16 protein-coding genes and 1 pseudogene are annotated in these 18,906 nt (G+C 68.1%); 9 read left to right on the top strand and 8 right to left on the bottom strand.

Annotated elements, in window-relative coordinates; translation table 11 throughout:
• Window positions 1-121 precede the first annotated feature (121 nt).
• The 5 genes from gpmI (at window position 122) to G9Q80_RS16455 (ending at window position 5,274) form a co-directional block, all read left to right on the top strand.
• On the top strand, window positions 122-1,627 hold the full coding sequence (gpmI, locus tag G9Q80_RS16435) for a 2,3-bisphosphoglycerate-independent phosphoglycerate mutase (RefSeq protein WP_088714680.1): 1,506 nt from the start codon (window positions 122-124) through the stop codon (window positions 1,625-1,627).
• Complete coding sequence (locus G9Q80_RS16440) at window positions 1,624-2,736, top strand: murein hydrolase activator EnvC family protein (protein ID WP_088714681.1); 1,113 nt, start codon at window positions 1,624-1,626, stop codon at window positions 2,734-2,736. Before gpmI ends, G9Q80_RS16440 begins: the two co-directional genes overlap by 4 nt.
• A 7-nt stretch (window positions 2,737-2,743) precedes the next feature.
• A complete protein-coding gene (locus G9Q80_RS16445) occupies window positions 2,744-4,084 on the top strand; it encodes a S41 family peptidase (protein WP_043140618.1) in 1,341 nt (446 codons plus the stop codon).
• Between the two features lie 219 nt (window positions 4,085-4,303).
• A complete protein-coding gene (locus G9Q80_RS16450; protein ID WP_043140620.1) occupies window positions 4,304-4,789 on the top strand; it encodes an RNA pyrophosphohydrolase in 486 nt (161 codons plus the stop codon).
• A complete protein-coding gene (locus G9Q80_RS16455) occupies window positions 4,789-5,274 on the top strand; it encodes a hypothetical protein (protein ID WP_052244431.1) in 486 nt (161 codons plus the stop codon). Before G9Q80_RS16450 ends, G9Q80_RS16455 begins: the two co-directional genes overlap by 1 nt.
• A 103-nt stretch (window positions 5,275-5,377) precedes the next feature.
• Here the strand turns inward: G9Q80_RS16455 and G9Q80_RS16460 are convergent, their stop codons facing one another.
• Window positions 5,378-6,847, bottom strand: coding sequence for a lytic murein transglycosylase (locus G9Q80_RS16460; protein ID WP_232788176.1), 1,470 nt, complete (start codon window positions 6,845-6,847; stop codon window positions 5,378-5,380).
• Between the two features lie 193 nt (window positions 6,848-7,040).
• Between G9Q80_RS16460 and G9Q80_RS16465 the strand changes: the two genes are divergently transcribed.
• Window positions 7,041-7,742 (top strand): glutathione S-transferase family protein, encoded by a 702-nt coding sequence (locus tag G9Q80_RS16465; protein ID WP_184757135.1) that lies wholly within the window; start codon window positions 7,041-7,043, stop codon window positions 7,740-7,742.
• On the opposite strand, the gene rnr is transcribed toward G9Q80_RS16465, so the two are convergent.
• From rnr to dapE, 3 genes and pseudogenes are all read right to left on the bottom strand, one after another.
• Window positions 7,739-10,036: a ribonuclease R gene (gene rnr, locus G9Q80_RS16470; protein WP_168246509.1), complete on the bottom strand. Its 2,298-nt coding sequence runs from the start codon at window positions 10,034-10,036 to the stop codon at window positions 7,739-7,741. The genes G9Q80_RS16465 and rnr overlap by 4 nt on opposite strands.
• 126 nt (window positions 10,037-10,162) lie before the next feature.
• Window positions 10,163-10,717 (bottom strand): annotated as a pseudogene (locus G9Q80_RS28255) (TIGR04282 family arsenosugar biosynthesis glycosyltransferase); the annotation flags it as partial.
• An 8-nt stretch (window positions 10,718-10,725) separates the two neighbouring features.
• Window positions 10,726-11,868, bottom strand: coding sequence for a succinyl-diaminopimelate desuccinylase (gene dapE, locus G9Q80_RS16480; protein ID WP_088714684.1), 1,143 nt, complete (start codon window positions 11,866-11,868; stop codon window positions 10,726-10,728).
• A 116-nt stretch (window positions 11,869-11,984) separates the two neighbouring features.
• On the opposite strand from dapE, the gene G9Q80_RS16485 reads away from it, so the two are divergent.
• Window positions 11,985-13,025, top strand: a complete 1,041-nt coding sequence (locus G9Q80_RS16485; RefSeq protein ID WP_088714685.1) for a Hint domain-containing protein — start codon at window positions 11,985-11,987, stop codon at window positions 13,023-13,025.
• Between the two features lie 3 nt (window positions 13,026-13,028).
• Here G9Q80_RS16485 and G9Q80_RS16490 read toward each other — a convergent pair whose 3' ends face one another.
• Window positions 13,029-13,349: a DUF8846 family protein gene (locus tag G9Q80_RS16490; protein ID WP_043140633.1), complete on the bottom strand. Its 321-nt coding sequence runs from the start codon at window positions 13,347-13,349 to the stop codon at window positions 13,029-13,031.
• Window positions 13,350-13,640: 291 nt separating this feature from the next.
• Here G9Q80_RS16490 and G9Q80_RS16495 point away from each other — a divergent pair, with 291 nt between their 5' ends.
• The gene (locus G9Q80_RS16495; RefSeq protein ID WP_088714686.1) at window positions 13,641-14,879 is read left to right on the top strand and encodes an AAA family ATPase; all 1,239 of its coding nucleotides are present in this window, start codon (window positions 13,641-13,643) and stop codon (window positions 14,877-14,879) included.
• Between the two features lie 102 nt (window positions 14,880-14,981).
• On the opposite strand, the gene G9Q80_RS16500 is transcribed toward G9Q80_RS16495, so the two are convergent.
• The 3 genes from G9Q80_RS16500 to G9Q80_RS16510 all read right to left on the bottom strand — a co-directional run bounded on the left by G9Q80_RS16500 (window position 14,982) and on the right by G9Q80_RS16510 (window position 17,929).
• On the bottom strand, window positions 14,982-16,013 hold the full coding sequence (locus tag G9Q80_RS16500) for a sodium:calcium antiporter (protein WP_088714687.1): 1,032 nt from the start codon (window positions 16,011-16,013) through the stop codon (window positions 14,982-14,984).
• Window positions 16,014-16,079: 66 nt separating this feature from the next.
• Window positions 16,080-16,907, bottom strand: coding sequence for a 2,3,4,5-tetrahydropyridine-2,6-dicarboxylate N-succinyltransferase (dapD, locus tag G9Q80_RS16505; RefSeq protein WP_043140638.1), 828 nt, complete (start codon window positions 16,905-16,907; stop codon window positions 16,080-16,082).
• 104 nt (window positions 16,908-17,011) lie between these two features.
• The gene (locus G9Q80_RS16510; protein ID WP_043140640.1) at window positions 17,012-17,929 is read right to left on the bottom strand and encodes a threonine/serine dehydratase; all 918 of its coding nucleotides are present in this window, start codon (window positions 17,927-17,929) and stop codon (window positions 17,012-17,014) included.
• Between the two features lie 110 nt (window positions 17,930-18,039).
• On the opposite strand from G9Q80_RS16510, the gene G9Q80_RS16515 reads away from it, so the two are divergent.
• Window positions 18,040-18,882 (top strand): LOG family protein, encoded by an 843-nt coding sequence (locus tag G9Q80_RS16515; RefSeq protein ID WP_088714688.1) that lies wholly within the window; start codon window positions 18,040-18,042, stop codon window positions 18,880-18,882.
• Window positions 18,883-18,906 lie beyond the last annotated feature (24 nt).

Below are 18,906 nucleotides of genomic sequence, written 5' to 3' on the forward strand. Positions count from 1 at the left end.
ACCCCTTGTCATGGGCGCCCGCCGCTACGGCGAGGTGTGACTTTCCCGCTGGCATACCCCCTCCACATCCCTCTCCGCCCCTGTTAAACCGCTGCTGAACGATCCTCGGAGGGCTTAGCCGATGAAACCCGTCATTCTCACGATCCTGGACGGCTGGGGCCTGCGCGAGGAGGAGGCGAACAATGCCCCCAAGCTGGCCCATACCCCGACGATGGACAGGCTGATGGCCAGCTGCCCCCATGCCACGCTGATCACCCACGGCCCTGACGTGGGCCTGCCGACCGGGCAGATGGGCAATTCCGAGGTGGGGCATACCAATATCGGCGCGGGCCGGGTGGTGGCGATGGACCTGGGCCAGATCGACCTGGCCATCGAAGACGGCAGTTTCTTTGACAATACGGCCATCCTGGAGTTTGCCGCCAAGGTAAAGGCCGCGGGTGGCCGGGCGCATGTCATGGGGTTGACCTCGGACGGCGGCGTGCATGCCCATACCGATCACATGCTGGCAGCGGCCAGGATCCTGACCGGCCAGGGGCTGCGGGTGGCGGTCCATGTCATCACCGATGGTCGCGACGTGGCGCCCACTTCCGCCGCGGATCAAGTCGCACGATTTGAAAAATCCCTGCCCGAGGGCGCGGAGATCGTCAGCGTCACCGGCCGCTACTACGCGATGGACAGGGACAATCGCTGGGACCGGGTGGAAAAGGCCTATCGCGCGATGATCGAGGGCGAGGCCCCCGCGCATCCCGACGCCGTGAGCGGCATCAAGGCCAGCTATTCAGCGGACAAGGCTGACGAGTTCATCCTGCCCTTTGTCATCGAGGGCTACGGCGGGATTGCCGAAGGCGACGGTGTCTTCTTCGTCAATTTCCGTGCCGACCGCGCGCGCGAGATCCTCGCCGCCATCGGTGCGCCGGATTTCGACGGGTTCGACCGCGAGAAACCGGACCTGTCCGGCCTGCTGGGGATGGTGGAATATTCCGACAGCCACAACGCCTACATGACGACGGCCTACCCCAAGCGAAAGATCGTCAACACGCTGGGCGAATGGGTGGCCAAGCACGACAAGACCCAGTTCCGCCTGGCCGAGACCGAGAAATATCCGCACGTGACCTTCTTCCTCAATGGCGGCAAGGAAGTGCCGGAACCGCACGAGGATCGGTTCATGCCCAAGTCGCCCAAGGTGGCGACCTATGACCTGCAGCCCGAGATGTCCGCGGGCGAGGTGACGGAGAAATTCCTGGGCGCGATCGACCACGGCTATGACCTGATCGTGGTGAACTACGCCAACCCCGACATGGTCGGGCATACCGGTGATCTGCAGGCGGCGATGAAGGCCTGCGAGGCGGTCGATGCCGGGCTGGGGCAGGTGGTCGACAAGCTGGAACAGACCGGCGGCGCGCTGCTGGTGATCGCCGACCACGGCAATTGCGAAACGATGGTCGATCCGGAAACCGGCGGGCCGCATACGGCGCATACGACGAACCTGGTGCCGGTGATCCTCTATGGCGCGCCCGGCGTGGAAAAGCTGCGCGATGGGCGGCTGGCTGACGTGGCGCCGACCCTGCTGCAGCTGATGGACCTGCCGCAGCCCGAGGAAATGACCGGGGAAAGCCTGATCGCGTGAGACGCCTGGCCCTGATCCTCTGCCTGATTGCCGCGCCGCTGGCCGCGCAGGACGCGGGGGACAAGGCGCGCGCCGCCGCCGAGGCGCTGGAGGCGGCCTCTGTCCTGCTGGACACCGCCGACGAGGCGCAGGACCGCGTGGCGGCCCTGACCGATACGGTGCGCGCCTACGAGGACGGGCTGACCGCCATGCGCGAGGGGCTGCGCGCGGCGACGATCCGGGAGACAGAACTCAGCCGCAAGCTGTCCGCGCAGGAGGCCGAGGTGGCGCGCCTGCTGGGCGCCCTCATGGCCGTGGGTGACCGCGCCGCGCCGCGCACGCTGGTGCATCCGGGCGGTCCCTTGGATGCCGCGCGTTCGGGGATGTTGGTAGCGGCATTGACGCCCGGTCTTGCCGCGCAGGCGGCAGAGCTGCGCGCCGATCTCGAAGAGGTCACGGCCCTGCGCGCCCTGCAACAGAACGCCGCCAACACCCTGCAGGAGGGTCTGAGCGGCGTGCAGGCCGCGCGCACCGCGCTCAGTCAGGCGATCGCCGACCGCACCGATCTGCCCCGTCGCTTTACCGAGGACCCGATCCGGACCGAACTGCTGATCACCTCGACCGAGACATTGCAGGGCTTCGCCTCGGGCCTGGCCAAGATCACCGAAGACGAGACCGGCCCGCCGCTGCCGCCGATCACCGACCGCAAGGGCAGCCTGCCGTTGCCCGTGCGCGGGGTGGTTCTGCACGGGGCCGGGGACCGCGACGCGGCGGGCGTCGCGCGCCCCGGCGTCGTCATCGCCACCCGTCCCGGGGCACTGGTGACAACCCCGTCTGCCGCGACGATCCGCTATGCCGGCCCGCTGCTGGACTACGGCCTGGTGGTCATCCTGGAGCCTCAGGCGAACCTGATGTTCGTGCTTGCCGGGCTGGACACGGTTTTTGGCGAGGCGGGGCAGGTCCTGGCCGCCGGGGCGCCTGTCGGGCTGATGGGTGGGCCTGCCGGCAACAATATGTCACCTTCGGGTGAGGGGGCTGGCGGAGACCGTTCGGAAACGCTCTATATAGAGGTCAGAGAGGGCGACGTGCCCGAGGACCCACTGCGGTGGTTCACAACCGACAAGGGATGATTGAGGTATGAGGAAATTCGTGATGGCCGCCGTCGGCGGCACCCTGGCGTCCATCGTGGCGACGACCCAATTGGTGGGGCCGTTGCTGGCGCAAGAGGGCAGCCGTCCGGAGAGCGTTTATGAGCAGCTCGACCTGTTCGGTGACATCTTTGAACGCATCCGCGCGCAATACGTCGAGGAAGTCGACGAAAAGGACCTGATCGAGGCCGCCATCAACGGCATGCTCACCTCGCTCGACCCGCACTCCAGCTACCTTGCCCCCGACGATGCCGCCGACATGCGCGTTCAGACGCGCGGCGAATTCGGCGGCCTGGGGATCGAGGTCACGCAGGAAGACGGGTTCGTCAAGGTGGTCTCTCCCATCGATGGCACCCCCGCGATGGAGGCCGGCATCGAGGCGGGTGATTTCATCACCCATGTCGATGGCGAAAGCGTGCTGGGCCTGACCCTGGACGAGGCAGTGGACATGATGCGCGGGCCGGTGGGTTCGGAAATCGTGATCACCGTGGTCCGCGAAGGCGTCGACGAGCCCTTTGACGTCTCGATCATCCGCGACACCATCAAGCTGACGGCCGTGCGTTCGCGCACCGAGGGTGAGACCGTCGTGCTGCGCATCACCACCTTCAACGATCAGACCTTCCCGAACCTCGCCGACGGCATTGCCAAGCAGGTTGAAGAGGCGGGTGGCATCGACAAGGTGAACGGCTTTGTCGTCGACCTGCGCAACAACCCCGGCGGGTTGCTGAACCAGGCGATCATGGTGGCCGATGCCTTCCTCGACAAGGGCGAGATCGTCTCGACCCGGGGCCGCGACCCGGCTGATGGCGACCGCTACAACGCCCAGCCCGGCGACCTGGCCGAGGGCAAGCCGCTGGTCGTGCTGATCAACGGCGGCTCGGCCTCGGCCTCCGAAATCGTCGCCGGTGCGCTGCAGGATCACCGCCGCGCCATCGTTGTCGGCACCAAGAGTTTCGGCAAGGGCTCGGTCCAGACCGTGATGCCGCTGCGGGGCAACGGCGCAATGCGCCTGACCACCTCGCGCTACTACACGCCCTCGGGCCGGTCGATCCAGGCGCTGGGTGTCTCTCCCGACATCGTGGTCGCCCAGCCGCGCCGCGATCCGAACGCCGAACCCGCGGAAGAGCCGGCGGCCAACCCGTTCACCCGTTCCGAGGCCGACCTGCGCGGTCGCCTCGACAACGACTCGCTGACGCCCGAGGAAATCGAGCAGATCGAGCTTGACCGGGCCAAGGCCGAGGCCGCCGCCCGCCTGCGCGAAGAGGACTACCAGCTGGCCTATGCCATCGACATCCTCAAGGGCCTGTCGGCGCTGGGTCCCAAGGACTGAGGCTGTCCTGTCTCGAAACAGCTACACCGGCGGCCCCCTGGCCGCCGGTTTTCGTTTTCAATGTGCCATGGTCCGCGCGCCCGACCGCTTTGAAAACGGGTCCGGCGAGTGTATGCACGAGAAGGCAGGAGTGCCCGTGGATCCTGTACGTTTTGTACAAAACGTACGCGATTTCCGGCAAAACGTACAAAGAGGCCCAAGGTGAGCAAGACCCGCCCGATGACCCCCGAAGACATCGCCGCCCTCCCCTACCGCCGCAACGTCGGCGTGATGCTGGTCAACGCCCAGGGCCATGCCTTTGTCGGCCAGCGCATCGACAGCGAGGTGCCCGCCTGGCAGATGCCCCAGGGCGGCATCGACAAGGGCGAGGACCCGCGCGACGCGGCGCTGCGCGAGTTGGAAGAGGAAACCGGCGTGAGCCGCGACCTCGTCACCGTCGAGGCGGAAACCGAGGGCTGGATCGCCTACGACCTGCCGCATGACATCGTGCCCCGGATCTGGAAGGGCCGCTACAAGGGGCAGGAGCAGAAATGGTTCCTGCTGCGCTTTCACGGCACGGACGACCAGGTGCGGCTGGATGCGGACGACCACCAGGAGTTCTCGGAATGGTGCTGGCTGCCCGCCGATGAGGTCGTGGAACAGATCGTGCCGTTCAAGCGCCCGGTCTACGCTCAGGTCATTGCCGCCTTTCGGGATCACCTGTGATGCGCTGGCTGGCCCTGTCGCTATCGCTGCTGGCGGCCTCTCCGGCGCTGGCGCTTTCCTGTCGCCCGGCGGACCCGGTGCGCGATTTCAAGGCGGCCGAAGCGTCCGGCGATCGTTGGGGGATCGCCGTCGGCCGCCTCGATTTCGACGAGGGGCGCCTGCCCAGGGTCGACTGGGCCCGCCAGGACCGGGTGCCTCCACGGACCGATCTGCGGGCACAGTTCATCGGACATTCGCTGGACATGAACGGCTTTGACACCCTGTTCCAGGCGAATGTGACCCTGCGGGTGCTCTGCTTCGGCCCCTGGTGCGCACATCCGAAAAGCGGTACGCGTTACCTGGCTTTCATCAAGCATGAAAACGGCAAGCGCGTGCTGCAGGCCGACCCCTGCGGCAGCTGGCTCTACCCGAACCCGCACCGGCATGACCTGGACCGGGTCCACAGCTGTCTTGCCGGTGGCCCCTGCGAGGAACGCGGGTTCTGATCCCCACGCCCCTGCTTCTTCTTGCCGGAAATACCCCCGGGGGGTCTGGGGGGCTGGCCCCCCAGCGGGTCGCCTGGCCGTAGGCCGGGCGAAAGCAGAAACCTTACCGCAGCCGCTTCAACACCGAGAGCGAGGCATAGCCGTCCGGCACCAGCCCCTGGGATCTCTGGTACTGGCGCACCGCCTCGACGGTCAACGGGCCGATCTTGGCGTCGATGCCCTCGGTGTCGAAGCCGGCGGCGGTCAGGCGCTGCTGCAGCTCGATGCGTTCCTCGAAGGTCAGTGCGCGGTCGCCCCGGGGCCATTTGCCCTGGATCGCCTTGCCGCCCGCGATGCGGTCCGCCAGGTGGCCGACACCGATGACGTAGGCATCGGCGGTGTTGTAGGTCTCGATCACCTCGAAATTGTCGAAGACGAGGAAGGCCGCGCCGGTATGCCCGGCGGGCAGCAGCACCGAGGCCGGGCCGAAATCCCCGACCGGCTTGCCATCAATGTCCAGCACGCCCAGGTCGGCCCACTCCGAGGGCAGGCGGGTCACCTCGCGCTTGGCCTGCATGTAGTCGAAGCCCTTGGGCACGCGGACCTCGACCCCCCAGGGCACGCCGGTCTTCCAGCCGTTGGATTTCAGGTAATTGGCGGTCGAGGCAAGGGCATCGGCGGGGTCGTCGCCCCAGATGTCGCGCTTGCCGTCGCCGTCGTGATCCACCGAGAGCCGCTGGAACGAGCCGGGCATGAACTGGGTGTGTCCCATCGCCCCGGCCCAGGATCCGCGCAGGTTGGCCTGTGTCGTGTGCCCGTCCTGCAGGATTCTCAGCGCGTCGATCAGCTCTCCCTCGAAGAATTCGGCGCGCCGCGCGTCATAGGCGAGGCTGGCCATCGCCTCGATCACCGGGGTGCTGCCGCGAAAGGTGCCATAGGCGGATTCCAGACCCCAGATCGCCACGACGATCTCTTTCTGCACGCCGTATTCCGCCTCGATCTTGTCCAACAGCTTTCGGTGCTTTTTCAGCGCCGCCTTGCCGTTGCGGATGCGGGTCGCCGAGGCGGCGCTGTCGAGGTAGTCCCAGATCGTCTTGGTGAACTCGGACTGGTTGCGGTCGCGTTCCACCACCTTGCGGTCGAACTTTGCCCCCTTGAAGGCGGCATCGAAGACAGCCGGTTCGATCCCCTGTTCCAGGGCGCGGGGGCGAAACGCGCGCACCCAGTCGCGGAACCCGGCCTGCGTGCCGGTGATCCGGGCGGAATGTGCGGCCAGTGTTTCCAGCGCGGCAGGGCGCAGGACGGGGCGGAGGGAGCCAGTAGGCGCCAGCAGGCTGGGCGTCAGCGTGGCGGCGCGGCTGACCAGCTCCAGCTCATCCTCCGGCACGCCGTCGACGATCAGCGGGCGATCCTCGACCTCGGGCGCCTCGCCGCGTCCGACGGGCCGGGGAGAGGCGGGAATGGCGCGGTCGGTCACGCGGGCCTCCAGTTCCCCACGCGCGACGGGGCGCAAGGAGACCTCGACCGCCTCCGCCGCCGCCAGCGGGGCGAAAAGGGCAAGGGCGATCAGCCCGGTTGTTGCGCGCCACATCATGGATCGGGTCCTGCTGCTCTTTGGTTTTACAAGAGATTAGCGTGCCCGGGCGCAATTGCGAAGCCATCCGCGACACCGCATGCAGATTCCCGCCGCCCCCGGTGGGGTGTTGGCACGAAACATGGATATGCCCGGCGGCATGGACCATTCTGTTGGTATCCCGCCCAAGAGAGGTTTTCCGATGCTGCAATTGATGACGTTCCCGCCCGGTCTCGACGAGCCCAGCCACAGCCCCTTTTGCGCCAAGGCGATGATCCTCTTGCAACTGGCGGGTGTCGACTGGGAACCGGACTGGCATCCGGACCCGCGCAAGGCGCCGCTGGGCAAGCTGCCCGCGCTGCGCACGCCCGACGGGATCGTGCCCGACAGCACCCTGATCCTGCGCTGGCTGACCGGGCAGGGGGCGGACCTGTTCCCGGGCCTCGGGCTGGAAGAGCGGGCGCAGGCGCATGTACTGATGCGCATGGTCGAAGACACGCTGCGGCAGGGGCTGGTGCATGACCGTTGGGCGCGGGACGACTGCTGGGCCGTGATGGGGCCGGTGTTTTTCGCCACGGTCCCCGCGCCTCTCCGTGGCATCGTCTCGGGGATCATGCGGGGCAGGGTGGTCAAGGGGCTGAAAGGCCACGGTATTGCGCGTTTCTCGGAGGGTGATCGCTTGACCCAGATGGGCGCAGACCTGGACAGTTTGACGGTGCAACTGGGCGAGAAGGACTGGCTGTTCGGGGATCAGCCCACGGCCGCGGATGCCAGCACTCTGCCGGTGCTGAGCATGATCGACCACCTTCCGGTGCGGACGCGGCTGCGCGACAACCTGCGCGGGCGCGACAACCTGATGGGCTATGTCGCGCGGGGGCGGGAGCGGCTGTATGCCGGGTTGCCGCTGACGCTCTAGCCCTTTGAGCGCCGCTGCCGGGTCACCTTGCGCTTGGTCTTGGCATCCTTGGCCTTGGCCTTGGCCTGTTTGCGGCGGGGCGAAGGGCCGGATTTGCCACGGGGGCGGCCCTTGCCGCGCGAAAACCGTCCGCCCTGGCGGCTTTCGTATTCCTCGTCGTCCAGCTCCAGCAGTTCAAACGCGATGCCGCCTGTCACCGGCGCGGCCTCGACCAGTTTCACCCGCGCGCGCATCCCCAGCCCGATGATCCGGCCCGTGTCGCCGCCCATCAGCGTGCCAGCGTCGCGGTCGAAATGGAAATACTCGTTGCCCAGCGTGCCGATGGGCACCAGCCCGTCGGCGCCGGTCTCGTCGAGTTTCACGAAGATCCCGAACTTGGCGATGCCGGAGACGCGGCCGGTGAATTCCGCCCCCAGCCGGTCAGAGAGGTAGGCGGCCAGGTAGCGATCGGTGGTGTCGCGCTCTGCCATCATCGATCGGCGTTCGGTGTCTGATATGTGCTGCGCTGTGGCGTCCAGCCGCTCGATGTCCTCCTGGCTGAGGCCGTCGCCCTCCCACTTGTGGGCGGTGATCAGGGCGCGGTGCACGATCAGGTCGGAATACCGCCGGATGGGCGAGGTGAAATGTGCGTAGTTCTGCAGCGCCAGCCCGAAGTGGCCAAAGTTCTTGGGGCTGTAATAGGCCTGCGTCATCGACCTGAGGGTGGCGAGGTTGATCAGTTCCGCCTCGCCGGTTTTGGCCGCCTGGTGCAACAGCTGGTTGAGGTGGCGGGTTTTCAGCACCTGTCCCTTGGCCAGCGTCAGCCCGGCAGCCTGAGCCGTGTCGCGGAGCGACTCCAGCTTGTCGACGGGCGGTTCCTCGTGGACGCGGAACAGCAGCGGCGTGTCCTTGGCGATCAGGGTTTCGGCGGCGGCGACATTGGCCTGCACCATGAATTCCTCGATCAGCTTGTGCGCATCCAGCCGGTCGGCGAAATTGACGGACGTGACCTTGCCGTCCTCGTCCAGCGCGATCTTGCGTTCCGGCAGGTCGAGGTCCAGCGGCTGGCGGCGTTCGCGGGCCGCGCGCAGGGCGGCATAGGCGGCGTAGAGCGGTTTCAGCACCGGCTCCAGCAGCGGTCCGCACTTGTCGTTGGGCTGCCCGTCTATGGCCGCCTGCACCTCCTGGTAGCTGAGCGAGGCAGGCGAGCGCATCAGGGCGCGGTAGAATTTCTGCCCCAGCTTGTTGCCCTCGGCGTCGATGCGGATGCGCGCCGCGATGCAGGCGCGCGGCACGCCCTCGTGCAGCGAACACAGATCGCCGGACAGCCGGTCGGGCAGCATCGGCACCACCCGGTCGGGAAAGTAAGAGGAGTTGCCCCGCATCTTGGCCTCGCGGTCCAGCGCCGAGCCGGGGGTGACGTAATGGGCCACGTCGGCAATGGCGACCCAGAGGACATGCCCGCCCTCGTTCTGAGGGTCCTCGTCCGGTTCGGCAAAGACCGCGTCGTCATGGTCGCGGGCATCGGAAGGGTCGATGGTGATCAGCGGCAGCTCGCGCAGGTCGGTGCGGCCCTTGAGGCCGGCGGGCTTCATGCTGTCGGCCTCGGCCAGAACCTGTTCGGGGAAATCGTCGGGAATGCCGTGCTGGTGGATGGCGATCAGGGACACCGCGCGCGGCGCGGTGGGATCGCCCAGCCGCAGCACGATGCGCGCCTTGGGCAGGCCCATGCGGCCCTTGGGTCCGGCCTGTTCCGCCTCGACCAGCTCGCCATCCTGGGCGCCGCCGGTGGCATCGGGCGAGACCGTCCATTCCTTGTCCGAGCCCTTGTCGATGGGCAGGATGCGCCCGCCCTCGGCGCCCTTGCGGAAGATGCCCACCACCTTGCGCGGCGAGGTGCCGATGCGGCGGATCAGGCGGGCCTCGTAGTTGTGATCGGCGTGATGGACCACCTGCAGGCGGGCCAGGATGCGGTCGCCCTCGCCCAGAGCCGGGTCGTTGGCGCGGGCGATAATCAGCACGGTGGGTTCGACCCCTTCGCCGTGCCATTCCAGGGGGCGCGCAAAAAGGTCGCCGTTGTCGTCCGGCGCCTTGACCTGCAGCACGCTGACAGGCGGCAGGCGATCCGGGTCGCGATAGGTCTTGTGGCGCTTTTCAAGGTGCCCCTCGTCCTCCAGCTCGCGCAGGATGCGCTTGAGGTCGATCCGGTCAGCCCCCTTGATGCCAAAGGCCTTGGCGATGTCGCGTTTCGAGGTGAGGGTCGGGTTGGCGGAGATCCAGTCGAGGACATCCGCCTTGGTGGGCAGCTTGCTCATGAGGTTGGCGTAGCATGGGCGCGGGGCGGCGTCATGTCGAAACCGGCGGGGTGAGGGGCAACGCGTTTGGAAACGCTTGCCCCAAGCCGCTTCGAAGCGGCGTGTCCCCCTGTCGAGGTCCGTGGCCCGGTCCACATCCGCCAGGACATCGATCCGCGCGACCCGGTGCCCGGCGACCGAGGCTTCGGTGTCGCTCAGCGCGTGTTCGGTGGACCAGCGCACGTCACGGAACAGCCCTTGCGGAAATCGTCGGGCGTTTTGCACACCGACCAGCCAATAGCCGCCGTCCTCGGCCGGGCCAAAGACCACCCCAGCCTTGCCCAGGGCGCGGAAGGCGCGCCAGACCGCGGCACGGGTGATGCCGGGAATATCGGCACCGATCACGCAGACCGGACCGGGGGCCGCGGATCGCATCGCCCGGGCCATGCGGGCGCCAAGATCGCCGGAGCCCTGCGGCAGGCGGGTGAGGTCGTCGGGCCAGCAGCGCGAGGCCATGCCGTCGCGGTCAGGCGAGACCGCCAGCACGATCCGCCAGCGCGGATCGCGCAGGCGCCGCAACAGGCGCGCGCATTGGTGCCGGAACCACCAGGCGGCGGCCACGCTGCCAATGTCCCGCGCCAGCCGGGTCTTGACCCGGCCGGGGCGCGGTTCCTTGACCATGACGATCAGGGTGCGTTGCATGGTGGCGGTCAGGCGAAATAGTCGCGCAGCATCCGGGTGTAGATCGCCTTGAGCTGGTGCACATGGGCGATCTCGACCCGTTCGTCGACCGCGTGCATGGTCTTGCCCACGAGGCCGAATTCCACCACCGGGCAGTGATCCTTGACGAACCGAGCGTCCGAAGTGCCGCCGGTGGTGGACATCTCTGGCGTGATGTTGGTTTCCACCGCGACCGCGCGCGACACGAGGTCGGACAGCGGCCCCGGCGGTGTGAGAAAGCTCTCACCCGAGATCTTGATCCGGACCTCGGTGGTGGTGCCGAAGGCGGCGTCCACCTTTGCCGCCTCTTCGCGCAGCCAGTCGGACAGCGCGGCGCCCGTGTGGGTGTCGTTGAACCGGATGTTGACCGTGCCGCGCGTCTGCGCCGGGATCACGTTGGTGGCCGGGTTGCCGGTGTCGATGGTGACAACGGCCAGGGTGGAGGGATCGAAATGATCCGTGCCCTGGTCCAGTTCATGCGAGGCCAGCCTGTCCATCAGCCGCGCCATCGCGTGCATCGGGTTCACCGCGCGGTGGGGATAGGCGGAATGGCCCTGTTTGCCGGTGACGGTGAAATGGGCATTCATCGAGCCGCGCCGCCCGATCTTCATCATCTGGCCCATGTGGTCGGGGCAGGTGGGTTCGCCGACGATGCAGACGCTCATCTGTTCGTCGTTCTCGGACATCCAGTCGAGCAGGGCGGTGGTGCCGTCCACGGCATCGCCCTCTTCATCACCCGTGATGGCCAGGATCAGGGCGCCGTCCGGGGGGGTGTCGGTGACATAGTCGATGGCGGCGGCGGCAAAGGCGGCGACGCCGGATTTCATGTCGGTGGCGCCCCGGCCATAGAGGAACCCGTCCTCGATCTCGGCGCCGAAAGGGGCGTGGGTCCAGTCGTCGGGGTTGCCGATGGGTACCACGTCCGTGTGCCCATTGAAGCCGAAGCTGCGGGCGTGGCCCTTGTCGCCCCAGCGGGCAAAGAGATTGCACACCTCGCCGCGATCGACACGGGTGCAGGCAAAGCCCGCGCCTTCCAGCAGGTCCTGCAACAGGACAAGGGCGCCGCCCTCTTCCGGCGTGACAGAGGGGCATTGCACGAGGCGGGCGGTAAGATCGACCGGATCGGTGGTCATCGGCGGCTCCTTGGGTGTGACGTGGCACAGGGCTACCCCGCCCTGCGGCGCTTGGCAAATGGCGCGGGACGGGTGGGCGTGCTAGGCCTGTTGCACAGGGGCAAGAGAGGGGCGGCATGGGCTGGATTGCTGTGGCGGATGAGGGCGGTCGCTGGCTGCGGCCCGACTGGGCGGAGAGCCCGGCAGATCGCCTGATGCCGCGCGGAACGCTGATGGTGGAGGTGCCTGTCACCGGGGCCACCCGGCCCGAGCGGCTGGTGACGCTGGAGCGTGAAACGCCCTGGCCTGGGAGCCTGTCCCTGACGGCCCTGCCGGGCGAGGGACTTGCGCTGGTGGTGACGCAGGGCACCCAAGTGGTGCAGGCGGTGCTGCCGCTGGACCTGGACCGGCGCGAGGGCGGCTTGCGGATCACCTATGCCTGGGACAGCCCGGCGCGGCGGGGACGGGTCGCGGCGGAACGCACCGATGGCACGCTGCTGGCGCTCCGAGACATCGCGGCGCCGCCGCCGTTGCTGGCGGCAGATGCGCAGGCGCTGAACGGACAGGGGCTGGCGCTGTGCGCGCTCAGCGAGGCGGTCGAGCCGCTGGGGCCGGTGCCGACGCTGGACGCGGCAACGCAGGTCGAGACGCCGCAGGGCGCGCGGCCGGTGGCCGATCTGCGCTGTGGCGACTCGGTATTGACGCGGAGCGGGGCGGTGGTGCCGGTGCTGGCGCCGCTGGAGCGCCGCGTTCCGGCGCGCGGATCGTTCCGCCCGGTGCGCCTGCGGGCGCCCTATTTCGGGCTGCGCGCGGACCTGGTGGTGGCGCCGGGGCAAAGCCTGGTCGTCTCCGGCACGGACGTCGCCTATCTTTTCGGCTGCGAGGCGGTGCTGGTGCCCGCCTCGGCGCTGGTGAACGGGCGCGCGGCGGTCTTCGAGGACACCGGGCCATTGGTGACATGGCACCAGCTGCTGCTGCCGGGGCACGAGGCGCTGGTGTCCGAAGGCGCCGGGATCGAGAGCCTTTACGTCGGACGACTGCGGCGCCACCGCGAGATCCTGCGCGAAACCCTGCTGGCAGAGGTGCCGCCGGGGCTGATGCCGGAACATGGTGGCCGTTCGCTGAAAGTGCTGGCGCCCTTCGAGGCGATCACCCTGGCCGAGACCCGCGCCGCCTGACGATCAGTCGAAGAAGGGCGAGACCTGGGCCACGATCACCGCGTTTTCCGCCAGCGCGCGATCCATCAGGGTCGCTTCGTCGTCGTCGATCTCGTGGCCCTGTGCCTCGCGTTCCTCGCGGGTGCCGTAACCGGTGACATCCAGAGGCGCCATGTCGGCCTGTTTCAGGATGGCGACGGTTTCGCGCACGGCCTCTGCCTCGTCCACGCCGGAGGCGTAGCACATCAGGCCCGCGCCGGTTGCCTTGTCGGGCAGGCCATCGCCGGACTTGCGGCCGACCTCGACCAGCAGGGTGTAGACCTGTTGCGGTTTCTTGCCCGCCATATCCGCGCTCCTTCGTGGCATTACGCGCCGTGGGATGTGCCTTTGCGGGCGGGCTGTCAAGACGGGGGCTGTGGCATTCCGGTCACGGCGGTGCGGGGCGTCGGGAAAACCTCACTTGGCCCGAATCGCGGGGTGGCGGTATCAGGGCGCATCCGAAACACCTCGACGGAAAGGAGGGCGCCTATGACAATCGACAAGCTAGCTGCCCTCACGGGCCCCATCCTTTAAGACCCGACTGCCCCCGTGCGGGGCTGATTTTCCAAGAGCGGCGCGTGATGCGCCGATGGTTTCATGGACAGTTTCCTGACAGATATGCTCACCCGCGCGGTGGGCAGCGATTTCTTTGCCGGTGGCCTGGCGCTGGGCGTCTTCGGGGCCGCGATCGGCATCCTGCGCATGGTCTATGGCATGGCCCGCGCGCAGGCGCGGCGCCGCTGGGCGGTGTCAATGACCGTCGACAACCGGTCCGAGGCCTACCGGCATCTCTATGTCTGGCTGGACCGCAAGGGCGTGCTTCGGCGCATCCGGCAGGTGCAGGCCACAGGTGTTCGCGCGGGCCGGGCCGAGATCTTTGCCCCCGCCGAGGGGCGCCACTGGTTCCTGCATGGCGGGCGGCTGTGTTCCTTTGAGCGGTCCCTGCGGGAAAAGACCCGTGTCGGCGGCGACGGCGGCCCGATGGAGGTGCTGACCGTGACCATGCTGTTCGGCCGATCCGAGGTGCTGCGGAGCTGGGTCGACGACGGTGCCGCGATCTGCGCCGCCGAGGAAGAGCGTGCGCCGATCCTGCACGTCCTGCGGGGCGACTGGTGGGACCATGTCTGCGAGATGCCGCGCCGCGCGCTGGACACGATCCTGGCCGAGGACGACCGGATCGAGCGGCTGCGCGACGACATGGCCTGGTTCTACGGCAACGAGGATTGGTACCGGACGCGGGGCGTGCCCTGGCGGCGGGGCTACCTGCTGTACGGGCCGCCGGGCACCGGCAAGTCGAGCGTGATCCGCGCGCTGGCCAGCGACCTGGGCAAGGACCTGGCCAGTGTCAGCCTGGCAAGTCCCGGCCTGTCGGACGAGGACCTGCGCAGTGGGCTGGCCTCGGCCCCCAAGGGCGCCTTCCTGGTGCTGGAGGACATCGACGCCAGCTTTGCCGGGCGTGGTCAGGGAGAGGCCCGGTCGGGCATCAGCTTTTCCGGTCTGCTCAATGCCATCGACGGGGTGGCGGCGCAGGAGGGGCGGGTTCTGGTCATGACCACCAACCACCCCGAGCGGCTGGATCCGGCGCTGATCCGTCCGGGACGGGCGGATGTGCATCTGGAACTCGGGCCGGTTCCGGCATCGGTCGCGGCGGACCTGTTCCGCCGGTTCTTCCCGGGGGAAGAGGCGCTGGCAAGGCGGTTCGCCGAAGCACTGGGGGCGCGCCGGGTGACACCGGCGGCATTGCAGGGCTGGCTGCTCAGCCATGCGCAGGACCCGGTGGCGGCCTCATCGGCAGAGGGATTGGTGGCCGGGGCCGAGGCCGTGGCGGCGGAGTAAGGGCAGCGGCGCGGGATGCGCCCTTGCCCCCCTGGAGATTGGATCGTGGAACCGGGCCGCACCCAGGGTCCAGAACTGAAAGCCTCGCCGGGATACGACGTCTCAGCCGCCGACCACCGCGAGGGCCACAGCCCCGCCGTAGATCAGGATCAGCAGAAGGCTCTCCAACCCGATCTGTGCCGGGCCGTGGCGTTGCCGCAGGATCAGCCCGGCCAAGAGGACGGCGGTCATCATCTGCCCCGTCACCAGCCAGTATAGGTCTTGCGTCCCCACCGCGTGATAGAGCGACCCCTCGCGGTAAGCGGTATCGGCGAAGACCAGGAACAGGGTGTCGAAGGTGTTGCCGCCGATGATCCCGCCAAGCGCCAGTTGCAGCGCCCCGCGCCGGGTGGCGGCCAGCGTTGTCACCAGTTCCGGCATCGAGGTGACGACAGCGGTGACCAGCGCGCCCACCAGCGTCGAGCCCATACCGAAGCGCGCGATCAGCGTCCCGCCGACCTGGCTGATGACCCAGCCGCAGAGGCCCATGACCGCCACCAGCGCGGCAAATCCCAGCGCCGGTTTCAGGGCCGATCGGTGCGGTTCGCTGCTGTCCTCTGGCGTATCGGTGCGGGTTTCCGGGGTCTGCACCGGCTGCCACATGGGTTCATCGCGCAGGCGTGCCGTCAGGTGCAACCCGCCGAGGTAGACCATGACCAGCAGGGGCGAGGCCGGGTGAATGCCCCAGAAGCTGATATTCGGTCCTGCGATTGCGGCCAGCGGCAGGCAGAGCAGCAGGATCAGCAGGACCGACTGGAACAGGTTGGCCGGCTCTGCGGCGGCATGTTCGAGATTGGCCTTGCGATAGGTCAGGTCGGCCAGCGCAAGGAACAGCGTCTGGGCGGCGATCCCGCCCACGGCGTTGGAAAAGGCGAAAGAGGCATCGCCAGAGGCCGCGGCGTTGATCGAGACGATGGTGCCCGCCAGCGAGGTGGCCGCGCCCAGGAGGATCGCGCCGACCAGCGCCTCGCCCATGCGGGTGCGGTCGGCCAGGATGTCGGCCAGGTCGGTGGCGCGGATGGCGGTAATCACGAGGACCGCCGCCGAACCGGCAAAGACCGCCAGCAGCGGCAGGAGAGAGAGGCTGGCGATCATGCCGGGCGGGGGAGGCGCGTGTCGGTCATGCGTCTTGAACCCGCCCGGCTGTCCGTGGTTCCGCGATCAGTCGCGCAGAAGTTCGTTGATGCCGGTCTTGGAGCGGGTCCGCTCGTCGACGCGCTTCACGATCACGGCGCAATAGAGGTTCAGGTTGTTTTTGGTCGGCATCGAGCCGGCAACCACCACCGAGTAAGGCGGCACCTCACCCATGAAGACCTCACCGGTTTCACGGTCGACGATCTTGGTGGACTGGCCGATGAAGACACCCATGCCCAGGACCGAGCCTTCGCGGACGATGCAGCCTTCGACCACTTCGGAGCGGGCGCCGATAAAGCAGTTGTCCTCGATGATGGTGGGGCCGGCCTGCATCGGTTCCAGCACGCCGCCGATACCGACGCCGCCCGACAGGTGCACGTTCTTGCCGATCTGCGCACAGGAGCCGACGGTGGCCCAGGTGTCGACCATCGTGCCCTCGTCGACATAGGCGCCGAGGTTCACGAAAGAGGGCATCAGCACCACGCCGGGCGCGATGAAGGCGGATTTGCGGACGATGGCATTGGGGACGGCGCGGAAGCCGCCGGCTTTCCATTCATTGTCGCCCCAGCCCTTGAACTTGCTGTCGACCTTGTCCCACCAGTGGCCGCCCTGCGGGCCGCCGTCCTGCTGTTCCATGTCCTTGAGGCGGAAGCCCAGCAGCACGGCCTTCTTGGCCCACTGGTTGACGTGCCAGTCGCCGTTGTCCTGGCGTTCGGCTACGCGGAGCTTGCCGCTGTCGAGCGCGTTCAGCGTGTCCTCGATCGCCTCGCGCGTTTCGCCGCCGGTCGAGGGCGTGATCTCGGCGCGGTTTTCCCAGGCGGCTTCGATGGCCGTTTCAAGTTGTGCGTTGGACATGCGGTCCTCTCCCCACGAAATATTGTTCCGAAGCCCTATAGCGGCCTTGCCCGGGTGGGACAATCCTATCCGCTGCCCCAGGGGCAGGCAGGTTTCCGGCGCAGTCAGCCCAGCGGGTCGGGCGCGATGTTGCCGCCGCAGACCAGCACCGCCACTCGCTCATCCGGTTCGGGTACATAGGCGCCGCAGCGCAGGGCGGCGAGGGCCGTGGCGCCCGCCGGTTCCACCAGCAGGCGGTGCGCCTGCCAGAGCGCGGCTTGCGCGTCGAGGATGGCGGCGTCGGGGACGGTGACGACCGGCGTGTCGAACTGCTGTGCGAGGCCAAAGCAGATGTCGCCGATGCGCCGCGCCCCCAGCGCGTTGGCCGCGACGCCAGATACCGCCACGTCCACGGGCTTGCCCGCCGCCCGCGCGGCCTCCAGCGCGTTGCAGGGCACGGGTTCGACGGCGACGATCTTGCGCGCGCCTTGTGCCCAGGCCAGCGCGCCCGCGATCAGCCCGCCGCCACCGACGGCGATCAGAACCGTGTCGGCCTCCAGCCCCTGCGCCTCCCACTCTCGCAGCAGGGTGCCCTGGCCCGCCACGGTCAGCGGCGCGTCATAGGCGTGGATCTGCATGGCGCCCTGTTCGTCCTCGTAGCGGCGGGCCATGTCCAGCGCGTCGGCGTATTCGCCCGGCACCACGGTCAGCTCGGCCCCGGTGCGTTCGATCAGGGCAATCTTGGCGGGTCCTGCGATTTCCGGGACGAAGATGCGTGCCCGATGACCCAGCCGTTGCGCGGCAAAGGCCACCGCCGCGCCGTGGTTGCCGCCCGAGGCCGCCACCACGCCGCCCGCCGGCACATCCGAGGCGCGCAGGGTGTTGAAGGCCCCGCGCGCCTTGAAGCTGCCGGTGTGCTGGCACTGTTCCAGTTTCAGGCCGATGTCGCGGTCCCACAGGGCGTCGCTGTGCATGACCGGGGTCCGGACCGTGTAGCCCGCGATCCTGCCGGCGGCGTTTTCGATTTCCGATGTCCAGTCCATGTGCGGTCTCCTGCGGCAGGGGGCGCCGCCGGGCCGCGAGGGCACGCGGCAACTGGCGCTTCGGTCCGGCAGGCTATAGTCCTGAGAAGAGGCGAACAAGGAGCCGCGACATGAAAGAAGACCGCCGCAGCCCGCTGCGCGACGCCAACCTCGACCGGAGCACGGCCGAGCACGTCCCGCAGACCCCGCAGACGCAATCGCCCAGCTATCGGCTGGCCTTTGCGGACGTGGATTTCATGGGCCAGGAGGAACTGCGCCCGGTGCGTCTGCAGCTGGAACTGCTGAAGTTCGAGATGCTGATGGACCAGTACCAGATCGACTCGACCGTGGTGCTGTTCGGCGGGGCGCGCATTCCCGCGCCCGCGGACAAGGACAAGGCGCGGACGCAGACACTGGCCGACCTGTCCCGCTTTTACGACGAGGCGCGCGAGTTTGCCCGGCTGATGACGCGCAAGTCCAAGGAGACGGGCAACCGCGAATACGTCGTCTGCACCGGCGGCGGGCCGGGCGTGATGGAGGCGGGAAATCTGGGGGCGCATGAAGAGGGGGGCGTTTCGGTGGGGCTGAACATCGTGCTGCCGCACGAGCAGGCGCCGAACCCCTATGTCACGCCGGAGCTGGCCTTCAACTTTCACTACTTCGCGATCCGCAAAATGCATTTCCTGATGCGGGCCAAGGCGATCTGCGTCTTTCCCGGCGGGTTCGGCACGCTGGACGAGCTGTTCGAGACGCTGACCCTGATCCAGACGGGCCGGATGCAGCGGGTGCCGATGTTGCTGTTCGGGCGCGAATTCTGGGAGCGGATCATCAACTGGGATGCGCTGGCCGATGCGGGCACGATCAGCCGCGAGGACCTGGACCTGTTCCGCTATGTCGAGAATGCGGCCGAAGCGATGGAGATCGTCGAGACCTGGGGACCACTGGACGCGCGGACGGACATTCCGGACCGTTGAGGCAAAGGCGGCGGGGCGGGCCTG

Origin of the sequence: Mameliella sp. LZ-28, assembly GCF_012274245.1 — a bacterium.
Classification (GTDB): domain Bacteria; phylum Pseudomonadota; class Alphaproteobacteria; order Rhodobacterales; family Rhodobacteraceae; genus Antarctobacter; species Antarctobacter albus.

Excerpts from the sequence above, each read along its gene's own strand:
- gpmI (WP_088714680.1), top strand. The coding sequence starts at position 122 with ATGAAACCCGTCATTCTCACGATCCTGGACGGCTGGGGCCTGCGCGAG.
- G9Q80_RS16445 (WP_043140618.1), top strand. The coding sequence starts at position 2,744 with ATGAGGAAATTCGTGATGGCCGCCGTCGGCGGCACCCTGGCGTCCATC.
- G9Q80_RS16450 (WP_043140620.1), top strand. The coding sequence starts at position 4,304 with ATGACCCCCGAAGACATCGCCGCCCTCCCCTACCGCCGCAACGTCGGC.
- G9Q80_RS16455 (WP_052244431.1), top strand. The coding sequence starts at position 4,789 with ATGCGCTGGCTGGCCCTGTCGCTATCGCTGCTGGCGGCCTCTCCGGCG.
- G9Q80_RS16460 (WP_232788176.1), bottom strand. The coding sequence starts at position 6,847 with ATGATGTGGCGCGCAACAACCGGGCTGATCGCCCTTGCCCTTTTCGCC.
- G9Q80_RS16465 (WP_184757135.1), top strand. The coding sequence starts at position 7,041 with ATGACGTTCCCGCCCGGTCTCGACGAGCCCAGCCACAGCCCCTTTTGC.
- rnr (WP_168246509.1), bottom strand. The coding sequence starts at position 10,036 with ATGAGCAAGCTGCCCACCAAGGCGGATGTCCTCGACTGGATCTCCGCC.
- dapE (WP_088714684.1), bottom strand. The coding sequence starts at position 11,868 with ATGACCACCGATCCGGTCGATCTTACCGCCCGCCTCGTGCAATGCCCC.
- G9Q80_RS16485 (WP_088714685.1), top strand. The coding sequence starts at position 11,985 with ATGGGCTGGATTGCTGTGGCGGATGAGGGCGGTCGCTGGCTGCGGCCC.
- G9Q80_RS16490 (WP_043140633.1), bottom strand. The coding sequence starts at position 13,349 with ATGGCGGGCAAGAAACCGCAACAGGTCTACACCCTGCTGGTCGAGGTC.
- G9Q80_RS16495 (WP_088714686.1), top strand. The coding sequence starts at position 13,641 with ATGGACAGTTTCCTGACAGATATGCTCACCCGCGCGGTGGGCAGCGAT.
- G9Q80_RS16500 (WP_088714687.1), bottom strand. The coding sequence starts at position 16,013 with ATGATCGCCAGCCTCTCTCTCCTGCCGCTGCTGGCGGTCTTTGCCGGT.
- dapD (WP_043140638.1), bottom strand. The coding sequence starts at position 16,907 with ATGTCCAACGCACAACTTGAAACGGCCATCGAAGCCGCCTGGGAAAAC.
- G9Q80_RS16510 (WP_043140640.1), bottom strand. The coding sequence starts at position 17,929 with ATGGACTGGACATCGGAAATCGAAAACGCCGCCGGCAGGATCGCGGGC.
- G9Q80_RS16515 (WP_088714688.1), top strand. The coding sequence starts at position 18,040 with ATGAAAGAAGACCGCCGCAGCCCGCTGCGCGACGCCAACCTCGACCGG.